The following is a 21,074-nucleotide window of genomic DNA, read 5'->3' on the forward strand; positions in this document are numbered from 1 at the left end:
TCTCGGCCGGGCTCAGCCCGAGGGGGGCCGTCCTCGTTTCATCTCAAAGCAGAGATGTGTGAACGGATTCGAGCCTGAAGCGTGGAGAAGGACGCCGTATCGCACATATGTGTACCGTTGGGCGCCCGCGCCCGGCGCAGGTGATCAACCGTGTGGCCTCGCACGCGTGTTGCGGGACCGCGCGCGCCTGGTGTCTCATGGATTCATGGGGGAGAAATCCCACCTTGTTCAGGAAATGGCAGGTGGGCCCGGCTCCCGTGGGCCGTCGTGGCCTGGTTGGCGTGGCCGTACACGGGAGTGGGAGCTCGTCGCCGGCCTGTTCCGGGCAGCTCGAGTCGGCAGGGGCGGGGTCCTACTGGTCGAGGGCCGGTCGGGCGTCGGGAAGAGCCGCATGCTCGACGTGGCCGCCGACGCCGCAGCGAGGTGGGGATTCCGGGTGGCCCGGGGCTGCGCGGACGAGCTGACCCAGCTGATACCGCTGGCCCCGCTGATGGCGGCGCTCGGGGCATCCGACGACTCCTTCGTCACGGGCGATGACGCGGCTCTTCCGCGTTCGGCCGACCGGCGACTGCTGATGCTCGAGCAGTTGCGGGAACCACTGGAAACGCTGGTGGCTCATGGGCCTGTGCTTCTCACACTCGACGACTTGCAGTGGGCCGACCCGATGACCCTGCTGGCCCTGCGGTCACTGACGAGAGACCTCGCCTCGTCCCCGCTCATCTGGATGCTGGCGCGCACGTGCGGCGGCGACGCCCCCCGGCTCGACCGCCTGTTCCATCTGCTGGAACGTGACGGCGCGACACGCATCAGGCTGGAAGCTTTGGACGGGGAAGCCGTGGCCGAGGTGGTCACCGATGTCCTTGGGGCGGTACCCGAGCCGGACGTGCTGGCCCTGGCCGCCATAGCGGACGCCAACCCCTTCCTGCTCGTCGACCTCCTCGAGAAGCTCAAGAGCGAGGGCGGGTTCCAGGTCGCCGACGGCCGTGCGCGGGTGGTCTCGACGCAACTGCTGCCCCGGGCTCAGGCGGTCACACGAGAGCGCCTGGAGGAGTTGTCCGTACCGACCAGGCATCTGCTCCAGGTCGCCGCGATCCTCGGCCGTTCGTTCCCGGTGAACGACCTGGCCGAAATGCTCGGCGAATCGACGGGCGACCTGCTTCCCATGCTCGAGGAGGCGATGTCGGCGGGCATCATCGAGTCCGCCGGGCACGAGCTAGCCTTCCGGCACGACCTGCTCTGGGAGGCGGTGACGGGGACACTGTCCAGCGCCGTGCGACGAGCCCTGCACCACGAGGCGGGGGAGATGCTGCTCAGGCGAGGGGGGTCGGCCGTCCCGGCCGCCACGCACCTCATCCGCGGCGCCGGCCGCGGCGACGCATCCGCGCTGCTCGGACTGGACCGAGCGGCCCGGGAGGTGCTGCGGTTCTCCCCGCAGACCGCTGCCGACCTGGCCAAACGGGCTCTTGAGCTGACCGACTCCACCGATCCCGAGTGGGTCGGCCGTACCGCCACAGCGGTCGACGCCCTGACGGCCATCGGACGGCTATCCGAGGCGGCCGATCTCGCTCGTCCCGCGCTCAGCAGGGCCGCCCCGATGCTGGAGCGCCGCCTCCGATGCGCGCTGGCGTACATCCTGCTCCTGAGCGGACGGCCGGCGGACGCGGTGTCGGAGGCCGAAAGCCTGCTCTGCCAGCAGGACATCTCAGACGACCTGCGCGGCGTCGCCGAATGGACCGTGTTCTGGGGGCTCATCTCGCTCAATGACCTGCGGAAGGGGCAGTTGCGAGCAGAGTCCATCCTCGCCGACCGCGACCGGCATTCCGATGCGGCCGTCGTCGGGGCTCTGCTGATGCTCTCCCGGTTCGCCATGGTCGACGGGCGAGTCGCCGACTCGTTCGCGCACGTGCACGAAGCTCTGCGGATCGCGGACAGAGGCGCCGTCGAGGCCATCCAGCGCCCGTACGCGCGGCTGTTGCTGAGCCTCAACTTCAGGTGCATGTGTCAGTTCGAGGCGGCCGAAATGGCCATTCAGGCCGCCCAGGGAGACATCGAAACCCTCGGGGTGACCGTGCTCGCCGCACAACCCGCGTTGTTCCGCGCCAGGGTGAAACTGGCCACCGGCCGACTCGACGATGCCGCGGCGGAGGCCCAGACCGCGATGACGATCGCCGACGACATGGGCACTCAGGGGTTCATCCGCGTCGGGCTGTCGATACTCGCCTACATCGCCGTACGGCGCGGCGACCTCGAAGACGCGGTCCGGCACGTCGAGAGATACCTGTCCGAGCCCGGCGCGCCCGGGATGTTGTTCGGATCGGCGTGGGAGAGGTGGGTGGAGGCCGTGGTCGCCGAGGCCCGAGGCGATCGCGAACGGGCGATGGAGCTTCTCGCCCCCACCTACGCCGACACGGAGAAACAACGCTGGACGCTCATCACCGTGCCCCTCGCGGCCCCCTGGATGACCCGGCTGGCGCTGGCGGCGGGGAACCGTCCGTATGCGCAGACGATCGTGGACACGGCCGAGCACCTCGCCGGGAAGAACCCCGACTATCCCATCCTCGCCGCCGCGGCCGCCCACGCCCGCGGGCTGCTCAGCCGGGACCCCGCCGCTCTCGCCTTCGCCGCCGCCAATCACCCGCAACCATGGGAGCGCGCCTCGGCGGCCGAGGACCTCGGGGCTCTTCTGGCCACCACCTCTGACGACTCCGTTCACGAGCAGGCCGTCAACTGCCTGGATGAGGCGCTCGACTGCTACCAGCGCGTCGGTGCGCTCCGCGACGCGGCCCGTGTCCGGGCGAGACTGCGCGCATCGGGCGTGCGGCGCCGTCACTGGGTCCAACCGGAGCGGCCGGCCTTCGGATGGGACAGTCTCACCGACACCGAACGCACGGTGGCGGAGCTGATCGCCCGAGGATTGACCAATCGTCAGGCGGCCGCGCGAATGTTCCTGTCTCCGCACACGGTCTCCACGCACCTTCGCCGGATCTTCGCCAAGCTCGACATCGCGTCCCGGGCCGAGCTGGCCCGTATCTTCGCCGAGAAGTGCCCGGGCCTGCTCGGGGACTCGTAGCCGGCCGCGCGACCATCTGTTCCGCTCGTCACGTGGTGCTGTCGTAAAGGGTGGCGAGGCTTCCGCACATCACATTCGACGAGCCGATCCACAGGATCGTGAAGCGATAGCCGTTGCTTCTCCTGACGACGGCGTCGGCGCAGAAACGGGGGGCGATCTGGTCAGGTGCGACCCCTGCCGTGGGGAGGGGAAGTTCCAGTCTTTTCAGCAGCCAGCAGACTCCGCCGTCGACCAGTGCGTCGAGGTCTCCCCGGACGACCGCGACCACGCCGATCGACCATGGGGTGTCCTCATGGTGATAGGCCCCGATCGCCAGGTGATCGGTCTCATAGGCGCACTCCGCCGCGTCGTTGACGGCGTTCACCCTTCCGATGAACTGCTCGAGCCCGCCTCGGAATCTCTTGAATTCATCGGATTCGCCTTCGGGGATGAAACCGACGATATCGTCGGCCAGACCCGCGATGCTGATGCAGGGGTTCTGAATGATCACACTGACCCCGTCAGCGGAGGGGAAAGCGGGGAGCTGGGACCTCGTGATGGGGCCCGGCTGAGGACAGACCGGGCCTTTGGCTTCCTTGGACTTCTTGGGCTGCTGAACCTGCGCGTTCTTGGTCTCGGACGTATTCGAGCCTCCGCCGAACTCCTCGTCCAGGCAGGCTGTGGCGGATAAGGAAAGCGACAGGAGAACGACCAGAAATCCACGTGTGGCGGAACCACGAGCGGTGAATGCTGAAATACGAGAACGACGACGCATCGGGCTTCCCCACCCACCTGTTTCCGGTATTCGCCCCGGCCTGATTGCCACCGTCGCATTTTCATTCAGGCAGACCACCGAAGCGGCATTCCGGTTCGCTCAGCGGACCGCCCGCGACAGCCGTCGCGTGACCGTGGTCAGTGCAGGGCCGCGGTGACGGCCTTGCTCGTCCTGACCAGGTTCTGAGCGAGGTCCGCGAGTGGGCGTACGGCCTCGACCGGTGAGCAGATCGCGGCGACCAACGTGCCACTCCTGTCGAGCACCGGGGTCGCGACGCAGGAGACGCCCGGCGTGTTCTCCTCGCGATCGAAGGCGATCCCCGCGTCGCGGATCGTGGCCGCGTCCTTCCGCCATCGCGAAGACTCCAGCGCCAGCCCGGAGGCCTCCCGTGAGCAGACCGCCAGCACCTTCGCGACCGCCGTCGGCCAGCCCACCACCGCGCCCGGATGCGGAGGCCAGAAGTACGGGACCCGGCCGGGCGCACCGCCGACCGCTATCGTCTGCCCCGAGGACAGCAGGCACAGCCAGACCGCCGCTCCCGTCGTCCGGACGAAGTTGCGCATCGGCGTCTGAACCGCCTTCTCCAGAACCGGATCCGGCCGCCACGAATGCCCTAACCTGCGCATCCTCGGGCCGATGCGGTAGTGAGGTCCGACCTTCTCCGCGGCGCCCAGAACGGTCAGCTGCTCCAGCAACCGATACGCCGTCGCCTTGGGAAGGCCGCTGTCCGCCGCCAGCCGGGTCAGCCCCGCCTCACGTACCCGTTCCAAGCTGTCGAGTAGGGCGAAGGCGCCTTCGAGCACACCACGCCCGCCCGGCGGGCGTGCCTCGCCCTCGCCGCCGTTCATCGAAGTTTCCACCGCATCACCGGTTCTCAGCCATCGTCACCCGTTCCGCCACCTGCAAGACTGCTCGGCGATCGGGCTCCGATCAAGAGGGTGGATTTCGCCGCCGGTGAGGAACGAATGAGGGCTACGCCGAGAAGACGACGCGGTGGGGTTGCGATTCGTCGCCTTGCTGGTGATCGGTGAGATCGCGCAGGTGCCGGATCGGCGACGCCAGCAGGACCAGCGGGATGCAGGCGGCCGCGACGACGAAAATCATCAGGGTGGCCCGGCCGCCGAGGACGCCGGCGATCACTCCGGCGATCAACCCGCCGACCGGGATCGCGCCCCAGGAGACGAACCGGACCGTCGCCATCACCCTCGGCAGCAGTTCGGGCGGGCTGGCGATCTGCCGGTAGGTGCGGGTCACCACGCTGATCACCACCACACCGGCGGAGAAGACCACGTTGCCGACGGCGAAGGCGGCGAAGCCCCGCCATCCGGTGCCGAGGGGAACGACGGCCGCCCCTGCGACCGAGACGAATCCGGCGAAGATCAGGGCGCGGGCCGTCCCGAGCCTGGCCGTGATCCGGTTCGTCGAAGCCGCGCCGATCAGCGTGCCGACCCCGTCCGCCGCCAGGAGCAGGCCGACGAGACCGGGTCCGGCGTGCAACTCGCGTACGAGGTACAGCGCGTAGAGCGCGTGTTGTGCGCCGCAGACCGTGTTCGCCGCGGTGGCGGCCCACATGCACGGGCCCATCACGGGGTGGCGCACGACGAAACGCCGGCCTTCGCGGATCATCGCGCGCACCGGTGGCCGGCCGTCGGGGGCTTCGGCGCGGCGTTCGGGCAGGGTTCGCAGCAGCAGGGACGAGACCAGGTAGCCGGCCGCGTCGACGAGGAGCGTGGGCACCGCCCCGAGCACCTGGACGACGAGCCCGCCGACGGACGGCCCGCCGAGTTGAGTGGTGGCGTGGGTGCCGGAGGTCAGGCTGTTGCGGGACTGCAACTGCTCCCTGCTCACGATCGACGGCAGGAAGGTCGAGTTGGCGACGTCGAAGACGACGTCCGCGAAGCCGACCACGAGGGCCACGACCACCAACTGCGCGACCGTCAGGATGCCCGACCACCAGGCCAGCGGGATCGAGGCGATCGCCGCCGCACGGGCCAGGTCGGCCCAGATCTGAACTCTTCGCAGGGGTAGTCGCTGCACCATCACCCCGGCGGGCAGGCCGATCACGATCCAGGCGACGTAACCGGCGGCGACGATCATCCCCATCTCGAACGCGGAGGCGTCGAGCACCGTCAGCGCCGTCAGCGGTAGCGCCACCGCGCCCACCGCCGAGCCGACCGCGCTGGTCGTGCCGGCCGTCCACCACCTCCAGAAGCTCGCGCCACCCGCACCGCCGACTGCCATCCCCGCGCCTCCCAGTAAGTTTCAAAATGGAACGCACGTATTATGGACCACGTGAAGCGCGCTGATCTACCCGATTCCGACTGCGGCATCGCGCAAGCGCTCGGAGTGATCGGCGACTGGTGGACGTTCCTGGTGGTGCGGGACATCGCCGGAGGCACCACCCGTTTCGACGGCCTCCAGCGTGAGCTCGGCGTCAGCCGTCGAGCCCTGGCCGAGCGTCTGGCCAATCTCGTCGCACACGGGGTACTGGAGAAGCGGCCCTATTCCGATCACCCGCCGCGCTACGACTACCTGCTGACCGCGAAGGGCGAGGGCCTGCTGCCCGCGCTCATCGCGCTCCAGGACTGGGGCACCCGGCATGTGCTGGGCGACGGGGCCCTGACCGCGACCAGCGAGGAGGGGTCCGCCGAGGCACACCGGGCGCACGGGCTGGTCGATCGGAAAATGCCGGATGTCGTGCTGGAACGCCACGACGGCGAGCCGGTCGCGCCCGCCGCGGCGGGCGGCGCCTGGACCGTGCTCTACTTCTTCCCCGGCGCCTTCGCCCCCGGCGCACAGGGCTACCCGCCCGGTTGGGCCGACATCCCCGGCGCCCCGGGCTGCACTCTGGAGTCCCTCACCTACGCGTCACGGCAGGCCGACTTCGAGGCGTCCGGTGCCACGGTCAGAGGTGTCAGCACGCAGCGGCCCGACCAACTGGCCGCCTTCGTCGAGCACGCGAGACTGCCTTTCCCTCTGCTGTCCGACCAGGACAGCAAGCTCGCGGCCGGACTGCTGCTGCCGACCTTCCGCGCGGCCGGCGTCGACCGCTTCAAGCGCCTCACCCTGCTGGTCGACCCCGACGCGATCATCCGGGCGGTGCAGTTTCCGATCAGTGATCCGGCCGGTTCGGTGGACGAGATGCTCGCCTTGGTCCGCCGTCGATCCGCCGATCCCGCCCGGACCTGAGGACGGCCGGGCGGACGACCGAAGGCCCTTCAGCGAGTCCGGTCCGGTGCCACGGCTCCGGTCACGGCAGCCTGCGGACACGGGCGTGAAGGTGCATGTCATGCCAGCCGTCCATGTGCAGTGCCGCGCCGCGGCGTACGCCCTCCGCTTCGAAGCCGGCCTTGGCCGCGACGCGGCAGGACGCCTGGTTGGCCGTCGAGTGTTCGAGTTCGAGGCGATGGAAGCCGCGGTGCTCCAGCGCCCAGTCGGACAACGTCGTGACCGCTCGGGTGCAGACGCCACCGCCGCGGGCCGCGGGCACCATCCAGTAGGCCACCTCGGCCGTGCCGTCCACCAGGTTCAGCGACTTCAGGGAGACGCGGCCCAGCAGTCCGTCGTTCTCTGATCCGGCCACTGCCCAGTGGCCGGCCGTCTCGCTGTGCCAGCCGCTCTGCCAGCCTTCGATCCACTCCCGTGCCTCGTTCCCCGAGTCGGCCCTGCGCACATGCCAGCGCTGGATCTCCGGGTCCTGGAACGCCTCCCGCACGGCTTCGGCGTCATCGAGCCGCCAGGGGCGCAGCCGCGCACCGTCCCCGAGCGACAGCGTCGGCTGGCCGGATGCGGCAAGGGTGCCGGCCGGTATGGCCGGAGTCACCAGGAGGGGCATGATCGACATTGTCCCTCGGGCCGGGTGAAGGCCCGGTGCCAGGCGGTTCCCTGGAGCATCCGGCGGTCGGCGTTCACCGTTTCTCCACTGGGACGGGCTGCGACTCCACCTCGCCTCCACCAGCCGCTTCACAACACTGTCCTCGTGGCTGACGTGTTCGTAGTGCTCGGAATCATCGGCTTCACGCTCGCGATGATGGGCCTGATCTGGGGGCTTGATCGCATATGAGCGTAAGCATCCTCTTACTCGGAATTTCTATCGCGGTGTTCGTTTACCTGGGCATCGCGCTCTTCAAAGCGGAGTGGTTCTAGTGGCCTTCGTGTGGACGATCGTCGCGATGGTCGTCGTTCTGGCGTTGTGCTGGCGGTACCTCGGCGCCTACATGGTCGCGGTGTACGAGGGCCGGGTCAGGTGGCTGGCCAAGGTCGAGCGGCCGATCTACCGAGTGATCGGAGCAGATCCGAAGGCCGAGCAGACCTGGAAGCGATACGCCTCATCAGTGATCGTCTTCTCGGCGATCGCGCTGCTGTTCAGTTACGGCATCTTCCGGCTGCAGGAGCATCTGCCGTTCAACCCGGAGCACATGCCCGGCGTCGAGTGGCATACGGCCTGGAACACCTCTGTGTCGTTCGTGACCAACACGAACTGGCAGTCGTACTCGGGCGAGACCACGATGTCGTACCTGTCGCAGATGGGCGCCCTGGCGGTGCAGAACTTCGTGTCCGCCGCGGTGGGCATGGCGGTCGCGGTCGCGCTGATCCGCGGGTTCGCCCGCAAGGGATCGAAGACGATCGGGAACTTCTGGGTCGACCTGGTGCGCGGCACCATCTACGTGCTGCTGCCGATCGCGTTCGTCGCCGCGATCGTGTTCATCTCGCAGGGTGCGCTGCAGACGCTGGCCGGACACGCTGAGGTCCACAACGCGCTCAACGGCGCGAGCCAGACGCTACCCCGCGGCCCCATCGCCTCCCAGGAGGTGATCAAGCAGCTGGGCACCAACGGCGGCGGGTTCTTCAACGCCAACGGCGCCGGACCGTTCGAGAACCCGACCGGGTTGACGAACTTCCTGTCCATCGTGCTGATCCTGTGCATCCCGGTGGCGCTCACCTACACCTTCGGCAAGATGGTGTTCAGCGTCCGCCAGGGCGTGGCGATCCTCGCCGTCATGACGGTGCTGTTCGGCGGGTGGCTCACGATGGCCGCGGTCGCCGAGCAGCAGGGCAACCCCGCTCTCGCCGAGACCGGAGTGTCGCAGCCCCTCGGCAACATGGAGGGCAAGGAGACCCGGTTCGGCGCGCTGTCGTCGTCTCTGTACAACGTGACCTCGACGCAGACCTCCACCGGAAGCGTGGACTCGGCGGCCGACTCCTACACGCCGATCGGCGGGATGGCGATGCTCACCGGGATGATGCTGGGTGAGGTCAGCCCGGGCGGCGTCGGAACGGGCGTCTACGGAATCCTGATGTTCGCGGTGATCACGGTGTTCATCGGCGGGTTGATGGTCGGGCGAACACCGGAGTATCTCGGCAAGAAGATCCAGGCCAAGGAGGTGAAACTCGCCGCCCTTGGAGTGCTGGTCATGCCGATCACGGTGCTGGTGCTCACCGCGATCGCCACGGCGGTGCAAGCCGGGAAGGCCGGCCCGCTCAACGCGGGGCCGCACGGGTTCTCCGAGATCCTCTACGCCTACACCTCGCAGACGAACAACAACGGCTCCGGGTTCGGCGGGCTGAGCGCGAACACCCCCTTCTACAACGTCACCGGGACGATCGGCCTGCTGCTGGGCCGGTTCGCGATCATCATCCCGGCGCTCGCGCTGGCGGGCAGTCTCGCGGAGAAGAACGCCGTGCCCACCTCGCTGGGGACCTTCCGCACCGACAAGCCGATGTTCGTCGGACTGCTCACAGGCGTGGTCCTCGTCATCGGCGGCCTGACCTTCCTCCCGGCGGTGGCCCTGGGCCCGATCGTGGAGCAGCTCAGTCACGGGATGTTCTGGTGATGTCCCACCTGGTGCCACTGAAGCAGGCTCGATTGGTGCCTGACGTGTTCACGTCTGTCTGTGAAAGGAAATCGTGATGCCGGACCTCAAGGTCCTCGACGCGGGCCACTCTGGCGCCCCCGATGAACTGGGTGTTCCAGGCGGGCGCGGCGTGGTGAGCCGGCGCAGCCTGTTCGACGGGCGGATCATGCGCGTTGCCGCTGTGGACGCACTGCGCAAACTCGATCCCCGTGTCCAGATCAAGAACCCGGTCATGTTCGTGGTGCTCGTCGGCACCGTGATCACGCTGTTTGAGGCGATCGCCCATCCCAGCGTCTTCTCGTGGTCGGTGATGATCTGGCTGCTGCTCACGGTGTTGTTCGCCAACTTCGCCGAGGCGATGGCCGAAGGGCGCGGCAAGGCGCAGGCGGACACGTTGCGCAAGACGCGCACCCAGACCGACGCGCGTCGGCTGCGGCCCGACGGCACCGAGCAGCGGGTGCCCGCCGCCGAACTGTCGCTGGGCGACGTGGTGGTCTGCGAGGCAGGCGACGTCATCCCCTCCGACGGTGAAATCGTCGAGGGAGCGGCCTCGGTCGACGAGTCCGCGATCACCGGCGAGTCCGCTCCGGTGATCCGGGAGTCCGGCGGTGACCGGTCCGCGGTGACCGGCGGCACCCGGGTGCTCTCCGACCGGATCGTGGTGCGGATCACCGCCGAGCCGGGGAAGACCTTCCTGGACCGGATGATCGGCCTGGTCGAGGGAGCGAAGCGGCAGAAGACGCCGAACGAGATCGCGCTGACGATCCTGCTCTCCGCGCTGACGCTCATCTTCATCCCGGTCGTGGTCGTGCTGCAGCCCTTCGCCGAGTTCGCCGGCGGTCAGGTGGAGGTGGTCATCCTCATCGCGCTGATCGTCTGCCTGATCCCGACCACCATCGGAGCGTTGCTGTCCGCGATCGGCATCGCCGGCATGGACCGGCTGGTGCAACACAACGTGCTGGCGATGAGCGGCCGTGCGGTCGAGGCCGCCGGCGACGTGCAGACGCTGCTGCTGGACAAGACCGGCACCATCACCATGGGCAACCGGATGGCCTCGGAGTTCTACCCGGTCGGGGGGTGCAGCGAGCAGGATCTCGCCGGCGCCGCCCAGTTGGCCTCCCTCGCCGACGAGACCCCGGAGGGACGCTCGATCGTCGTGCTCGCCAAGGAGCGCTTCGGGCTGCGCGAGCGCGACCTGGGACCCGATCACGTGTTCGTGCCGTTCAGCGCCAACACCCGCATGTCCGGCCTGGACACCGACGGCCGGTACATCCGCAAGGGAGCGGCCGACGCCGTCAAACGGTGGGCGACCGAGCAGGGTGGCACGCTGCCCGCCGAGCTCGACGCCATCGTCGAACGGATCTCTCGCGCCGGCGCCACCCCGCTCGTGGTGGCCGACCAGGCTCGCGTCTTCGGGGTGATCGAGCTCAAGGACGTCGTCAAGGAGGGCATCGCGGAGCGCTTCGCCGAACTGCGCGGGGTCGGCATCCGCACGGTCATGGTGACCGGCGACAACCCGCTGACCGCCGCCGCGATCGCGCAGGAGGCCGGGGTCGACGACTACCTCGCGGAGGCGACGCCGGACGCGAAGATGCGGCTGATCAAGGCTGAGCAGGAGGGAGGCAAGCTGGTCGCGATGACCGGTGACGGCACCAACGACGCGCCCGCGCTCGCGCAGGCCGACGTCGGGGTGGCGATGAACACCGGCACGTCGGCCGCCAAGGAGGCCGGCAACATGGTCGACCTCGACTCCAACCCGACCAAGCTCATCGAGATCGTCGAGATCGGCAAGCAGCTGCTCATGACCCGGGGCGCGCTGACGACCTTCTCGATCGCCAACGACATCGCCAAGTACTTCGCGATCATCCCGGCGCTGTTCATCAGCACCTATCCGCAGCTGGACGGCCTCAACATCATGAGGCTGCACAGCCCGCAGAGCGCGGTGCTCTCCGCGGTGATCTTCAACGCGCTGGTGATCATCGCGCTGATCCCGCTGGCGCTGCGCGGAGTCCGGTTCCGGCCCTCCGGAGCGACCGCGATCCTGCGCCGCAACGTGCTCGTCTACGGCCTGGGCGGACTGATCGTCCCGTTCGTAGGCATCAAGCTGATCGACCTGATCCTCACCGCGCTCGGAGCGTACTGATGTTGCTGGACCTGCGACGGGCGATCACCGTCTCGATCATCTTCTTCGTCATACTCGGCCTGGCCTACCCGCTGGTCGAGACCGGCATCGGGCAGGCGCTGTTCAACCACCAGGCCAACGGCTCGCTCTCCGCCAACGGCTCGGAGCAGATCGGGCAGACCTGGGACGGACCCCAGTGGTTCCACGGTCGCGCCGACGGGGACGACCCGACCGCCACCGGCGGGTCCAACCTCGGGCCCCGCTCGAAGGAACTGCTGGACAAGTACAAGGAGCGGATCGCCGGGCTGGAGAAGGAGGGCGTCACCCCGCATCAGGACCTGGTGTCCGCGTCGGGCAGCGGTGTCGACCCCGACATCAGCCCTGAGGCCGCCTACGCCCAGGTTCCGTCGGTGGCGAAGGCCCGCGGCAAGTCGGACGACCAGCTGCGCGCCCTGGTGGAGCGCCACGTGGAGGGGCCGCAGTTCGGATTCCTCGGCGCTTCCCACGTCAATGTGCTCGAGCTGAACGAGGAGCTCGCGACGTTGAGATGACGACTCAGCGCGCCAACGACGACTCTCGTGCCGAACCGTCCATCAGTTGCCCTGTCGACGACAGCCATGCCGGCGTCGAGGCGGCCGGACGGTTCCGGATCTACCTCGGCGCGGCGGCCGGCGTCGGCAAGACCTACGCCATGCTCGACGAGGCCCAAATCTGCAGGCGGCGCGGCGACGACGTGGTCGTCGCGCTGGTGGAGACACACGGCCGGCCCGGGACCGAAGCCCATCTGGCCGGCCTGGAAGTGGTGCCACGAAAGATCGTCGAATACCGGGGCGCACGATTCGAGGAGATGGACCTGGAGGCCGTGCTCGCCCGCCGGCCCCAGGTCGCCCTGATCGACGAACTCGCGCACACCAACGTCCCCGGCTCGGGGCGCAACGAAAAGCGCTGGCAGGACGTTCGCGACCTGCTCGCCGCCGACATCGATGTGATCACCAACATCAACGTCCAGCACATCGAAAGCCTTGCGGACGTGGTCGAGCGGATCACCGGCGTCGCAGTCAGGGAACGGGTTCCCGACGCGGTGATCCGCAGCGCCGACGAGATCGAACTCGTCGACTCCTCACCCGAACGACTGCGCCGCCGCCTGATGCACGAGAACATCTTCTCTCCCGACCGGGCCCGTGAGGCGCTGCGAGGGTTCTTCACGACCGAGACCCTCACTGTGCTGCGCGAACTGACGCTGCGGTTCCTCGCCGACGGGATGAGGGGCGATCCTTCCGGGCAGCACGGCCGTACCCGCACGCGAACGCGGTGGGAAACCGCCGAACGGGTGCTCGTCGGGGTGAGCACGGCGCCCGGAAGCGACGCGGTGCTGCGCCGTGCCGCCCGGTTCGCCGCCCGGCTCGAGGCCGATCTGAACGTCGCCCACGTGCTGGTCGGCGACGCCGATCCGCTCGACGTGAAGATCGACGCTCTGCGCCGTCTGGCGGATGGTCTCGGCGCCGACTGGACCGACCTGTTCGACGATGACCCCGCCGCGGCCCTCGTCGACTTCGCCGGGCAGCGGCAGATCACCCAGATCGTCGTGGGCCCGGGCCGGCGCAGCCGCCGGCTCGAGATGCTCGGTTCGGGCTCGACGATCCGGCGCCTCAACAGGCTGGCCGGCGACGCGGGCATCGACGTGCATGTCATCGCCCGTGCCGGGTCTTCGGCGACGAGTCCGCCGGAGGGAAAGCCGGACTCGGCCCGTCACCTGAGGGGACCGGCCGCGGACGGCGATCCCCGGGCGATGTGATGCCGACCTCAGGGGCGATGATGGACAGCACCATCACATGGCAGGAGGATCGCGAAACGAAGCCCGCTCGAAGGCTGACCATCGCCGGGTCGTCCGCGGCCCTGGCGACCATGGCCGTCCTCACTTTCGCCATGCTGCCGTTCAGGGGCGACCTGAGCATCGCCACCACCGCGCTGGTGCTGGTCGTGCCCGTCGTGGTCGGCGTCGTGATCGGCGGCTTCCAGGCCGGCGTGATCAGCGTCGTCGGCGGCTTCCTCGTCTACGACTTCTTCTTCATCCCGCCCTACCTGACGCTCGATGTCGGCGCGAGCGAGAACTGGGTCGCGCTCGGCGTGTACGCGGTGATCATGGTCCCCGTCGCTCGAGTGGTGGCCAGCATGAACGTCGCCCGCGCGCAGGCCCGGCAGCGGGCGGCGCAGATCCGGCAACTGTTCGAGCTGTCCGCGCTGCTGGTCGAGGACAAGCCGCTCGAGGAACTGCTCACGGTCATCGTGACCGCCCTGCGGGACGTCTTCGACGCCCACCAGGTGGCCCTGCTGCTGCCCCGCAACGACGACCTCGAGATCGCCGCCTCGGCCGGGGCCCCGCTCACCGAGGACGACCGGCGCAGGATCCAGCCCTCTCCGGGACGGCCGGCCAGCCTGGACGCCGAACGGCCCGACGGCGCCAACCCGTTCGGGATCGCCCTCGTCGCCGCCGGACGGCCGGTCGGCATGCTGACCGTCTCCGGCACCGAGATCACCGGCCGGCAGCGCGAACCGCTTCTGCTGTTCGCCAACCAGATCGCCCTGGCCGTCGAGCGCGCGCAGTTGCGCGAACACGCCCTGCGCGCCGGGCTGACCGAGGAGGTCGAACGGCTCGCCCGCACGCTCGTCGCCGCGGTCTCCCACGATCTGCGAGCCCCGCTGGCCTCGATCAAGGCGTCCTCGTCCATCCTCGCCGACCCGCAGCTGAGCGGCGGGCTCGACCACGACGCCCGGCACGAACTCGCGGTCCTGGTCGACACCCAGGTCGACCGGCTCGCCGCCCTGGTCACCAACCTGCTCGACATGAGCCGCGTCCAGGCCGGCATGCTCCAGCCCCGCGCCGCCATCACCCGCCTGCACGACCTCGTCGACACCGTCCTCGCCGACCTGCCGGCCGGCCGCCGCAACGGCCTGCCCGTCCTCGACCTGCCCGACGACCTTCCGCTCATCGACGTCGACGTCGTGCTCATCGCCCGGGTGCTCACCAACCTGCTGGAGAACGCCATCCGGCACTCGCCGAAGGACAGCCCGATCACCATCGCGGCCCGGCGCGCCGATCCCACAACGATCACCGTGTCCGTCGCCGACCACGGTCCCGGCATCAGCCCCGACCGGCGTGGAGAGATCTTCGGACTGTTCCTCCGCCGGCAGGGGGACTCCGGCTCAGGACTGGGACTGGCCATCGCCAAGACATTCATCGACGCCCACCGGCAGCGCATCTGGGTCGAAGACGCTCCGGGGGGCGGAGCACGCTTCTGCTTCACCCTGCCCGTCGCCGCGCCACTACAAGAGAGGTCCTGACATGCCGGCCGTGCTGATCATCGACGATGACATCGCGCTCCTGAACGCCTGCAGGGTCGGCTTGCAGGCACTCGGCCACGACGTCAGCACCGCTGAGACCGGCGGGGAGGGACTGTCCTCCGTCGCGTTACGGCGACCCGACGTCATCGTTCTCGACCTCGGGCTGCCCGACCTGGACGGAATGGACGTCTGCGCCCGTGTCCGCGGGTGGACCGACACCCCCATCGTCATCCTCTCCGCCGACGGCGCCGAGGACCGCAAGGTCGAAGCGCTCGACGGGGGCGCCGACGACTACATGACCAAGCCCTTCGGCATGCGCGAACTCGACGCCCGGCTGCGGGTCGCGCTGCGCCACCATCACAACGCCGGCGCCGGAAACGACCACGGCAGTCAGCTCGAGGTCGGAGCCCTCGTCCTCGACCTCCAGCACTGCGAGGCGACCTTCCACGGTGCGTCGCTCGACCTCACCCCCAAGGAGTTCGACTTCCTGGCGTACCTCGCCCGGCACGTCGGCAAGGTCTGCACCCGCCGTTTGATCATGGAGCACGTCTGGGGACCCGCGTACGCCAACGAGACCCACTACCTCAAGGTCTACGCCTACCGGATCCGCAAGAAGCTCGGCGACGAACAGGGCCGCTTCCTGCAGACCGACCCTTCTGTGGGCTATCGCCTCAAGGCCACCGACATCTGACGCGCCGTCGTGCCGGTGGGGCCGCGGCGGATGGTCTCGCGTTGACGGGATTCGCGTGCGTTGACGGGCGGAACTATTGAGATGCGAGCGCAGGGAACCGGCGCGTAGCGTCCCGGGCGTGGACGGAGAACACGCGGCTCGGCAACTACAGGCGATCGCCGAGGTGGTCGGCATCGCGGGGGAGATCGGCGTCCAGATCTGGCTCCGCGGCGGCTGGGCGATGGACTTCTACCTCGGTGAGATCACCCGCGACCACAGGGACGTCGACTGGTTCGCATGGGCCGAGGACGTGCCTGAGCTGGCCGGGAAGTTGATGGCGCGCGGTTTCGAACCGATGCCCGGACCGCCGCCCGATCAGCAACTCGACTTCGGCCGGGGCGACGTGGAGCTGAGCTTCGCCCTGCTGGCGAAGGACGGAGATGGGCGGGTGGTGGTCGGGGGCGGACCCTGGAAGGGGGAGCCCTGGCCGGCGGGGATGCTCGATGCGCCTCCCGGGTGGCTGAACGAGTTGCAGTGTCCGATCATCAGTCCCGCCGCGCAGATCGAGATCAAGCAGATGATGCCGGTGTGGGTCCCCGGGATGCCGCGCCGCGACAAGGATCTTGAGGACATCGCCCGGCTGCAAGCCGCGCTCCGCTGACCCACTCTGAACACGCTCGCGAAGCTGAAGGTCCGGGATCGCTCCGGATCTCCGGGTCGAGTCTCATCCCATGCAGGACCCGGAAACCGCGAAGATCGCCCCCGGAGGTGCCCACGTGAAGACCAGGATTCGGACATTGCGAATTGGCGATCAGGTATTCGCATGGACAGGGCGGGTGGGCCACACGACAGGCGATGGCGCCTGTCGGCGATATGTCCGCCTTCGTGTCTGGGGCGGAGGAAAGAACGGTCGACCGTTGCAGGCGGATCTCCTCTCCACCTTTGAGGGTGGCCCGTGGGGCTACTGCGCAACCGATACGGCGTTCCCAACCCCAAGGGACGTGCGAGTGGTCGTGGACCACGCCCTGGCGAGCGGCTGGGATCCTGCAGCTCGCGGCGGTGTCTTCCTCGTACAAGACAACCCTTCGGCCCTCACAGGCTTCGTGATCACTGACCGATGAGATGGCGGATGAGCGTCAGTCGCCGTCCAAGTGGAGTTCCGTCATCGGGTCGGCGGCGCACTCAGCCTGACTGACTCCCTCGCCGTCAGCACCGCGCTGCCGCAAGGGCGCTTCCCGTGAACGGCGGGCAACCTTTCTCTCTGATCACGCGTATATGAGGGCATGACCCGAGGAGCATTATGACCCCGTCCGCGGAGGGGTTCGCCGACTTCGTCGCGGCCAGGGCAACCGCTCTGTTGCGTACGGCATATCTGACCTGCGGATCGGCGGCCGACGCGGAAGACGTGCTGCAGAGCGCGCTCGAACGGGCCTACCGCAACTGGCACCGGCTGCACCGCGACGCCGATCCGGAACCGTACGTGCGGCGGATCATTGTCAACCTGGCCATTAACCGGGCCCGCCGCCGCGCGATCCTGCGGCTGATCCCCGTGCACGCCCCGCCCGACAGGCCCGCTCCCCGCGGGGACGTCGAGCTTCGTCAGGTGCTGCTCGACGCGCTTCGTGTGCTGCCGCCCCGTCAGCGGGCGGTGATGGTGCTGCGGTACTGGGAGGACATGACCGAGGCGCAGACGGCCCAGATCCTCGGGTGCTCGGTCGGGACGGTCAAGAGCCAGGCATCCAAGGCCCTGGCGCGGCTCCGCATGCTGCTGGACCGGGAGGTGGTCACGAATGTCGAGGCTTGAGAACGAACTGCGCGCGGCCATGGCGGAGGAAACCGCCACATTGCGGGCCGCATCCGATCTGGCCGACCGGGTCGTACGGCTCTCGCGCCGCCGCAAGTCCCGCCGCATGAAGCTGGTGGCCGCCGCTGCCGCCGCCGTCGTCGTCGCGGCGGGTGCTGTGCCGGCCTTCGTGACGCTGTCGCGATCCGACCGGTCTGTTTCTGACAGGGTCGTCGCGGAGGTTGATGGGGTCGAGGTGCACTATTTGCCCGGCGACATGGGCAAGCCGGAACGGCTGTCGCTGGAGGAGCGCGACCGCGGGGGCACGATCCGCCTTTGGGGCGAAGGGCTGACGTGGTCGGAGGGAGACCGGTTCGTCCAGGTGTCCGTCTACCGGCCCAAGGACAAGATCACCGATGTGATGGACATCTGGGCGCTGAACGTGCTGAGTGACGTGGACGAGTCGACGGGCAACCAGGGCTTCGCCAGCACCGTCGACCACACCGACCGGATATGGGTTGCCCAGCCGGGCGTCCTGCTGAGGGTCACCACCTCGGTATCGATGAAGGGCGAGCTCGACCGCATCGCCAAGGGACTGCGCGTGAGCCGGTCCTCCCCGAGCACGCAACCCACCGTCGCGCGGCCCCGCCGCGCCGAAGATCCCCGCTCGTTCGGAGGCATACGGCTCGGACGCCTGCCGGACGGCTTCACGGCCGAACAGGGGGATGCGTCCATGATCACCGACGGCATAGGCCGGTGGTTCAACCGCGGCGGCGGGAGCCTGTCGGTGGAGGTCGTCTGGGGCGACACGGCGCACGACCTTGGCAGCTTGCGCGAGGTCACGGCGTGGCCGACGGACGAGCGGCTTGTCAAGGTGCGCGAGACCGAGGTGCGCGAGATCGCCATGCGGGGCACGCGCGCGCTTGACGGGCGGGTCCTGTCGGCGAACGGGTTCGGGGACAAGGGCCGGATGCTCCTCTGGGTGATCCGGCCGGGCCTGGGCGTGCGGATATGGGCGTCACCGGATCTCGTGGACACCATGCCGGAGATCGCCCGCGGCATCGCCCCCATCGCGCCGCTGAAGGGAGACGCGGTCGACGAGGTGCGGGTGCCCTACGTACCAGAGGGGCTCCGCCTGGGCACGACGCGTTCGGCGACGGGACCCGACTGGGTCATGACGGCCCGGCGCTGGCGCTCGCCCGACGATCCGGCGCGCCAAGTGTCTGTGGAGGTGTATCACGGAGCCGCCGTCGAAAATCGGGACTGGGCGGGCGGCACCGCCGGCGTCGACGCGGAGCCGGACGTCATCGGCGGAGTCGAAGGCATGGTGTGGCGCTCGGCGCGGGAGCAGAGGTTCGCCTGGCGGGAGGACACGGGCCTGGGCGTCGCCGTCACCGTTGCGGCGGGTTCTCAACCCGAGCTGGCCCAGGTGGTCGAGGGCATTCACACGGGGGGCTGACGGCCGTCTTCGGCCTAGGCGGGAACATGGGCGTAATCGACAGGGCCCCCAGGCCGCGCGACTTTGGTAAGCCCAGTGCTCGTGAGTCTCGGAAAACGACCGTCTGCCGAGACCGCAGGTCCGTGTTCTGTTGGTGCTGCGAAGCTCCATCTGGGATGGAATCTTGCGGCCTGGCGGGATCGCGCCGGGAACCGCAATGCGACCTGCGGAAACGCGACCAACATCATCCCGCCTATGTTCCGCGACCACTGGCATATGGCTGCTTTTGGCGGCCTTCGGCTGCATGTCCCCGTAATGGAGATCAGGAGAGAATCCGCAGCTCACGCAAGGGATCCCTGATCAAACTTGGTAGGGCGGGTGGGACTTGAACCCACGACCCACGGATTATGAGTCCGATGCTCTGACCGGCTGAGCTACCGCCCCGCAGTGAACCCCGCAGTGAAGGAGTCTCTCACAACTTAGTCGGTGTGTGGATCGTCCCAAAGGAGGACGCGCGCTGATCGTTATCAGCCCGGGCCGACTCTGTCGTCCGAGGAAGAAGCGTCAGGAACCCGGCGTGGCGGCCGTACGGGCAATCGGGCGGGAGATCCGCCGGAAGCCGGATCCCGGACCGGCGGCCGCCCGGCTTCCGCCCACCGTGACGTTCGCCCGTCAAGGAGATCACCGGGATTCCCCCTCAGCTCGGCTGCCCGGAAGCCGCGGTTGCGCCGTGACTCGGGTGATCAGTGCCAAGAACGGCCCAGCGGGCGGCCTGCACGAGGTATGCGTGGGCGTTATGCGGCAAATGCTCGGGTACGGCCTGGAGTGACTGCTCTTGCGGCTACCTGGGGGTTTTGCTGTGGGGAGACAGGGGTTTCGCTTCGCGGTGCCAGGTGTCTTCCTCATCTTCCTCATCGGACTCGCGGCATGCGGTGCCCCACGGCCGCTCGGCGCGGTCGGCACGATCCACGAAGGCTTCAGGATCGGCCTGCTGCTTCCCGAGAAGGGCGAAAGCCGCTACGAGAAGTACGACCGGCCGTACATCACCAGGGCCCTGGCCGCCCTGTGCCCCCGGTGCGAGGTTGTCTACGCCAACGCGGGGCGCGACCACGTCCGGCAGGAACGGCAGATGGACGCGATGCTGGCCGAGGGGATCAAGGTGTTCATCCTCGGCGCCGTGGACGTGAACGCGATCGCGTCGGCCGTCGCCCGGGCCAAGTTCCACGGGGCGAAGGTCGTCGCCTACGACCGACTGGCCAACGGGCCGATCGACGCCTACGTCTCCTACGACGACCGCCAGATCGGCCGGATGCAGGGTCAGGCGCTGCTCGACGCGATCAGGGCCCGTGGCGACCTTCGCCGCGGCGCGATCGTGATGATCAACGGGTCGCCGGTCAACCGGGCCTCGGCCGACGTGAAGGCCGGCGCCCACGCGGTCCTGGACGGTCAGGTGATCATCGGGAGGGAGTACGACATTCCGTCCCGCAGCCCGGAGACGGCCGCCGCTGCCGCCGCGAACGCGTTCGCCGTCCTCGGCGCGCAGAAGGTGGTCGGCGTTTACGTGGCCGACGACCGCATGGCTGCGGGGGTGGCAGCGATCATGGTGCGGGCACGTCTGAGGCCCGGAACCCCGCTGACCGGTGAGGGTGCCGAGGCCGCGGCCGTCCAGCGCATCCTGGACGGCGCGCAGACGATGACCGTCTACAAGCCGGTCGCGCCGGAGGCCGGCAACGCGGCGCGGCTCGCCGTCGACCTCGGGGCAGGCCGGACGGTGTACGGCACGGCCACCGTCGTCAACGGGACCACGGTGGCGATCCCGGCGATGATCACCTCTCCGGTCGTGGTCACGAGCGCCAACGTCATCGCGACCGTCGTCAAGGACGGTCTCCTGGCTCCCGCCGAGGCCGTGCGCCGTCCGGCCGGGCCGGTGCGGCCGGCGAAGCCGGTCGTGGAGGCCACCCACTGATCGGCCCGTCCGGCTCCTCCTCCGGAGACACCGTGGACCTTCCGACCCGGCTAATACGGGACGTCGCCTTCCCG

The 21,074-nt window shown here is 68.9% G+C and carries 16 protein-coding genes and 1 tRNA gene; 12 read left to right on the forward strand and 5 right to left on the reverse strand.

Going from position 1 to position 21,074, the window contains the following annotated elements; all coding sequences use genetic code 11:
* The first annotated feature begins 235 nt into the window (after window positions 1–235).
* Window positions 236–3,070: a helix-turn-helix transcriptional regulator gene (locus tag Pph01_RS00600; protein WP_204070900.1), complete on the forward strand. Its 2,835-nt coding sequence runs from the start codon at window positions 236–238 to the stop codon at window positions 3,068–3,070.
* Between the two features lie 28 nt (window positions 3,071–3,098).
* Here the strand turns inward: Pph01_RS00600 and Pph01_RS00605 are convergent, their stop codons facing one another.
* From Pph01_RS00605 to Pph01_RS00615, 3 genes are all read right to left on the reverse strand, one after another.
* Window positions 3,099–3,824, reverse strand: coding sequence for a hypothetical protein (locus Pph01_RS00605; protein ID WP_204070901.1), 726 nt, complete (start codon window positions 3,822–3,824; stop codon window positions 3,099–3,101).
* Window positions 3,825–3,961: 137 nt separating this feature from the next.
* On the reverse strand, window positions 3,962–4,672 hold the full coding sequence (locus tag Pph01_RS00610) for an IclR family transcriptional regulator (RefSeq protein WP_204070902.1): 711 nt from the start codon (window positions 4,670–4,672) through the stop codon (window positions 3,962–3,964).
* A gap of 124 nt (window positions 4,673–4,796) precedes the next feature.
* The gene (locus Pph01_RS00615) at window positions 4,797–6,065 is read right to left on the reverse strand and encodes an MFS transporter (protein WP_204070903.1); all 1,269 of its coding nucleotides are present in this window, start codon (window positions 6,063–6,065) and stop codon (window positions 4,797–4,799) included.
* A gap of 51 nt (window positions 6,066–6,116) precedes the next feature.
* Here Pph01_RS00615 and Pph01_RS00620 point away from each other — a divergent pair, with 51 nt between their 5' ends.
* Window positions 6,117–7,013, forward strand: coding sequence for a winged helix-turn-helix transcriptional regulator (locus tag Pph01_RS00620; protein WP_204070904.1), 897 nt, complete (start codon window positions 6,117–6,119; stop codon window positions 7,011–7,013).
* 61 nt (window positions 7,014–7,074) lie between these two features.
* Here Pph01_RS00620 and Pph01_RS00625 read toward each other — a convergent pair whose 3' ends face one another.
* Entirely contained in the window at window positions 7,075–7,659 is a 585-nt protein-coding gene (locus Pph01_RS00625) for a GNAT family N-acetyltransferase (RefSeq protein ID WP_204070905.1), read from the reverse strand.
* A gap of 319 nt (window positions 7,660–7,978) precedes the next feature.
* On the opposite strand from Pph01_RS00625, the gene kdpA reads away from it, so the two are divergent.
* From kdpA to Pph01_RS00670, 9 genes are all read left to right on the forward strand, one after another.
* Entirely contained in the window at window positions 7,979–9,658 is a 1,680-nt protein-coding gene (gene kdpA / locus Pph01_RS00630) for a potassium-transporting ATPase subunit KdpA (protein WP_239116315.1), read from the forward strand.
* A 76-nt stretch (window positions 9,659–9,734) separates the two neighbouring features.
* Window positions 9,735–11,822, forward strand: a complete 2,088-nt coding sequence (gene kdpB, locus Pph01_RS00635; protein WP_204070906.1) for a potassium-transporting ATPase subunit KdpB — start codon at window positions 9,735–9,737, stop codon at window positions 11,820–11,822.
* Window positions 11,822–12,352, forward strand: coding sequence for a potassium-transporting ATPase subunit C (locus Pph01_RS00640; protein ID WP_204070907.1), 531 nt, complete (start codon window positions 11,822–11,824; stop codon window positions 12,350–12,352). Before kdpB ends, Pph01_RS00640 begins: the two co-directional genes overlap by 1 nt.
* Window positions 12,349–13,596 (forward strand): universal stress protein, encoded by a 1,248-nt coding sequence (locus Pph01_RS00645; RefSeq protein ID WP_204070908.1) that lies wholly within the window; start codon window positions 12,349–12,351, stop codon window positions 13,594–13,596. Before Pph01_RS00640 ends, Pph01_RS00645 begins: the two co-directional genes overlap by 4 nt.
* A gap of 20 nt (window positions 13,597–13,616) precedes the next feature.
* Complete coding sequence (locus Pph01_RS00650; protein WP_204070909.1) at window positions 13,617–15,143, forward strand: sensor histidine kinase; 1,527 nt, start codon at window positions 13,617–13,619, stop codon at window positions 15,141–15,143.
* Window position 15,144: 1 nt separating this feature from the next.
* On the forward strand, window positions 15,145–15,834 hold the full coding sequence (locus Pph01_RS00655; protein WP_204070910.1) for a response regulator transcription factor: 690 nt from the start codon (window positions 15,145–15,147) through the stop codon (window positions 15,832–15,834).
* A gap of 118 nt (window positions 15,835–15,952) precedes the next feature.
* Window positions 15,953–16,474 carry a nucleotidyltransferase domain-containing protein gene (locus Pph01_RS00660; protein WP_204070911.1) on the forward strand — a complete coding sequence of 174 codons (522 nt, stop codon included), beginning with the start codon at window positions 15,953–15,955 and terminating at the stop codon, window positions 16,472–16,474.
* A 639-nt stretch (window positions 16,475–17,113) separates the two neighbouring features.
* Entirely contained in the window at window positions 17,114–17,617 is a 504-nt protein-coding gene (locus Pph01_RS00665; RefSeq protein WP_204070912.1) for a SigE family RNA polymerase sigma factor, read from the forward strand.
* The gene (locus Pph01_RS00670; protein ID WP_204070913.1) at window positions 17,604–19,055 is read left to right on the forward strand and encodes a hypothetical protein; all 1,452 of its coding nucleotides are present in this window, start codon (window positions 17,604–17,606) and stop codon (window positions 19,053–19,055) included. The genes Pph01_RS00665 and Pph01_RS00670 overlap by 14 nt, the downstream gene beginning before the upstream one ends.
* A gap of 346 nt (window positions 19,056–19,401) precedes the next feature.
* Here the strand turns inward: Pph01_RS00670 and Pph01_RS00675 are convergent.
* Window positions 19,402–19,478, reverse strand: a tRNA-Ile gene (locus Pph01_RS00675).
* A 442-nt stretch (window positions 19,479–19,920) separates the two neighbouring features.
* On the opposite strand from Pph01_RS00675, the gene Pph01_RS00680 reads away from it, so the two are divergent.
* A complete protein-coding gene (locus Pph01_RS00680; RefSeq protein ID WP_239116316.1) occupies window positions 19,921–21,000 on the forward strand; it encodes a substrate-binding domain-containing protein in 1,080 nt (359 codons plus the stop codon).
* The last annotated feature ends 74 nt before the right edge of the window (window positions 21,001–21,074 follow it).

The organism is Planotetraspora phitsanulokensis (assembly GCF_016863295.1).
GTDB classification, from domain to species: domain Bacteria; phylum Actinomycetota; class Actinomycetes; order Streptosporangiales; family Streptosporangiaceae; genus Planotetraspora; species Planotetraspora phitsanulokensis.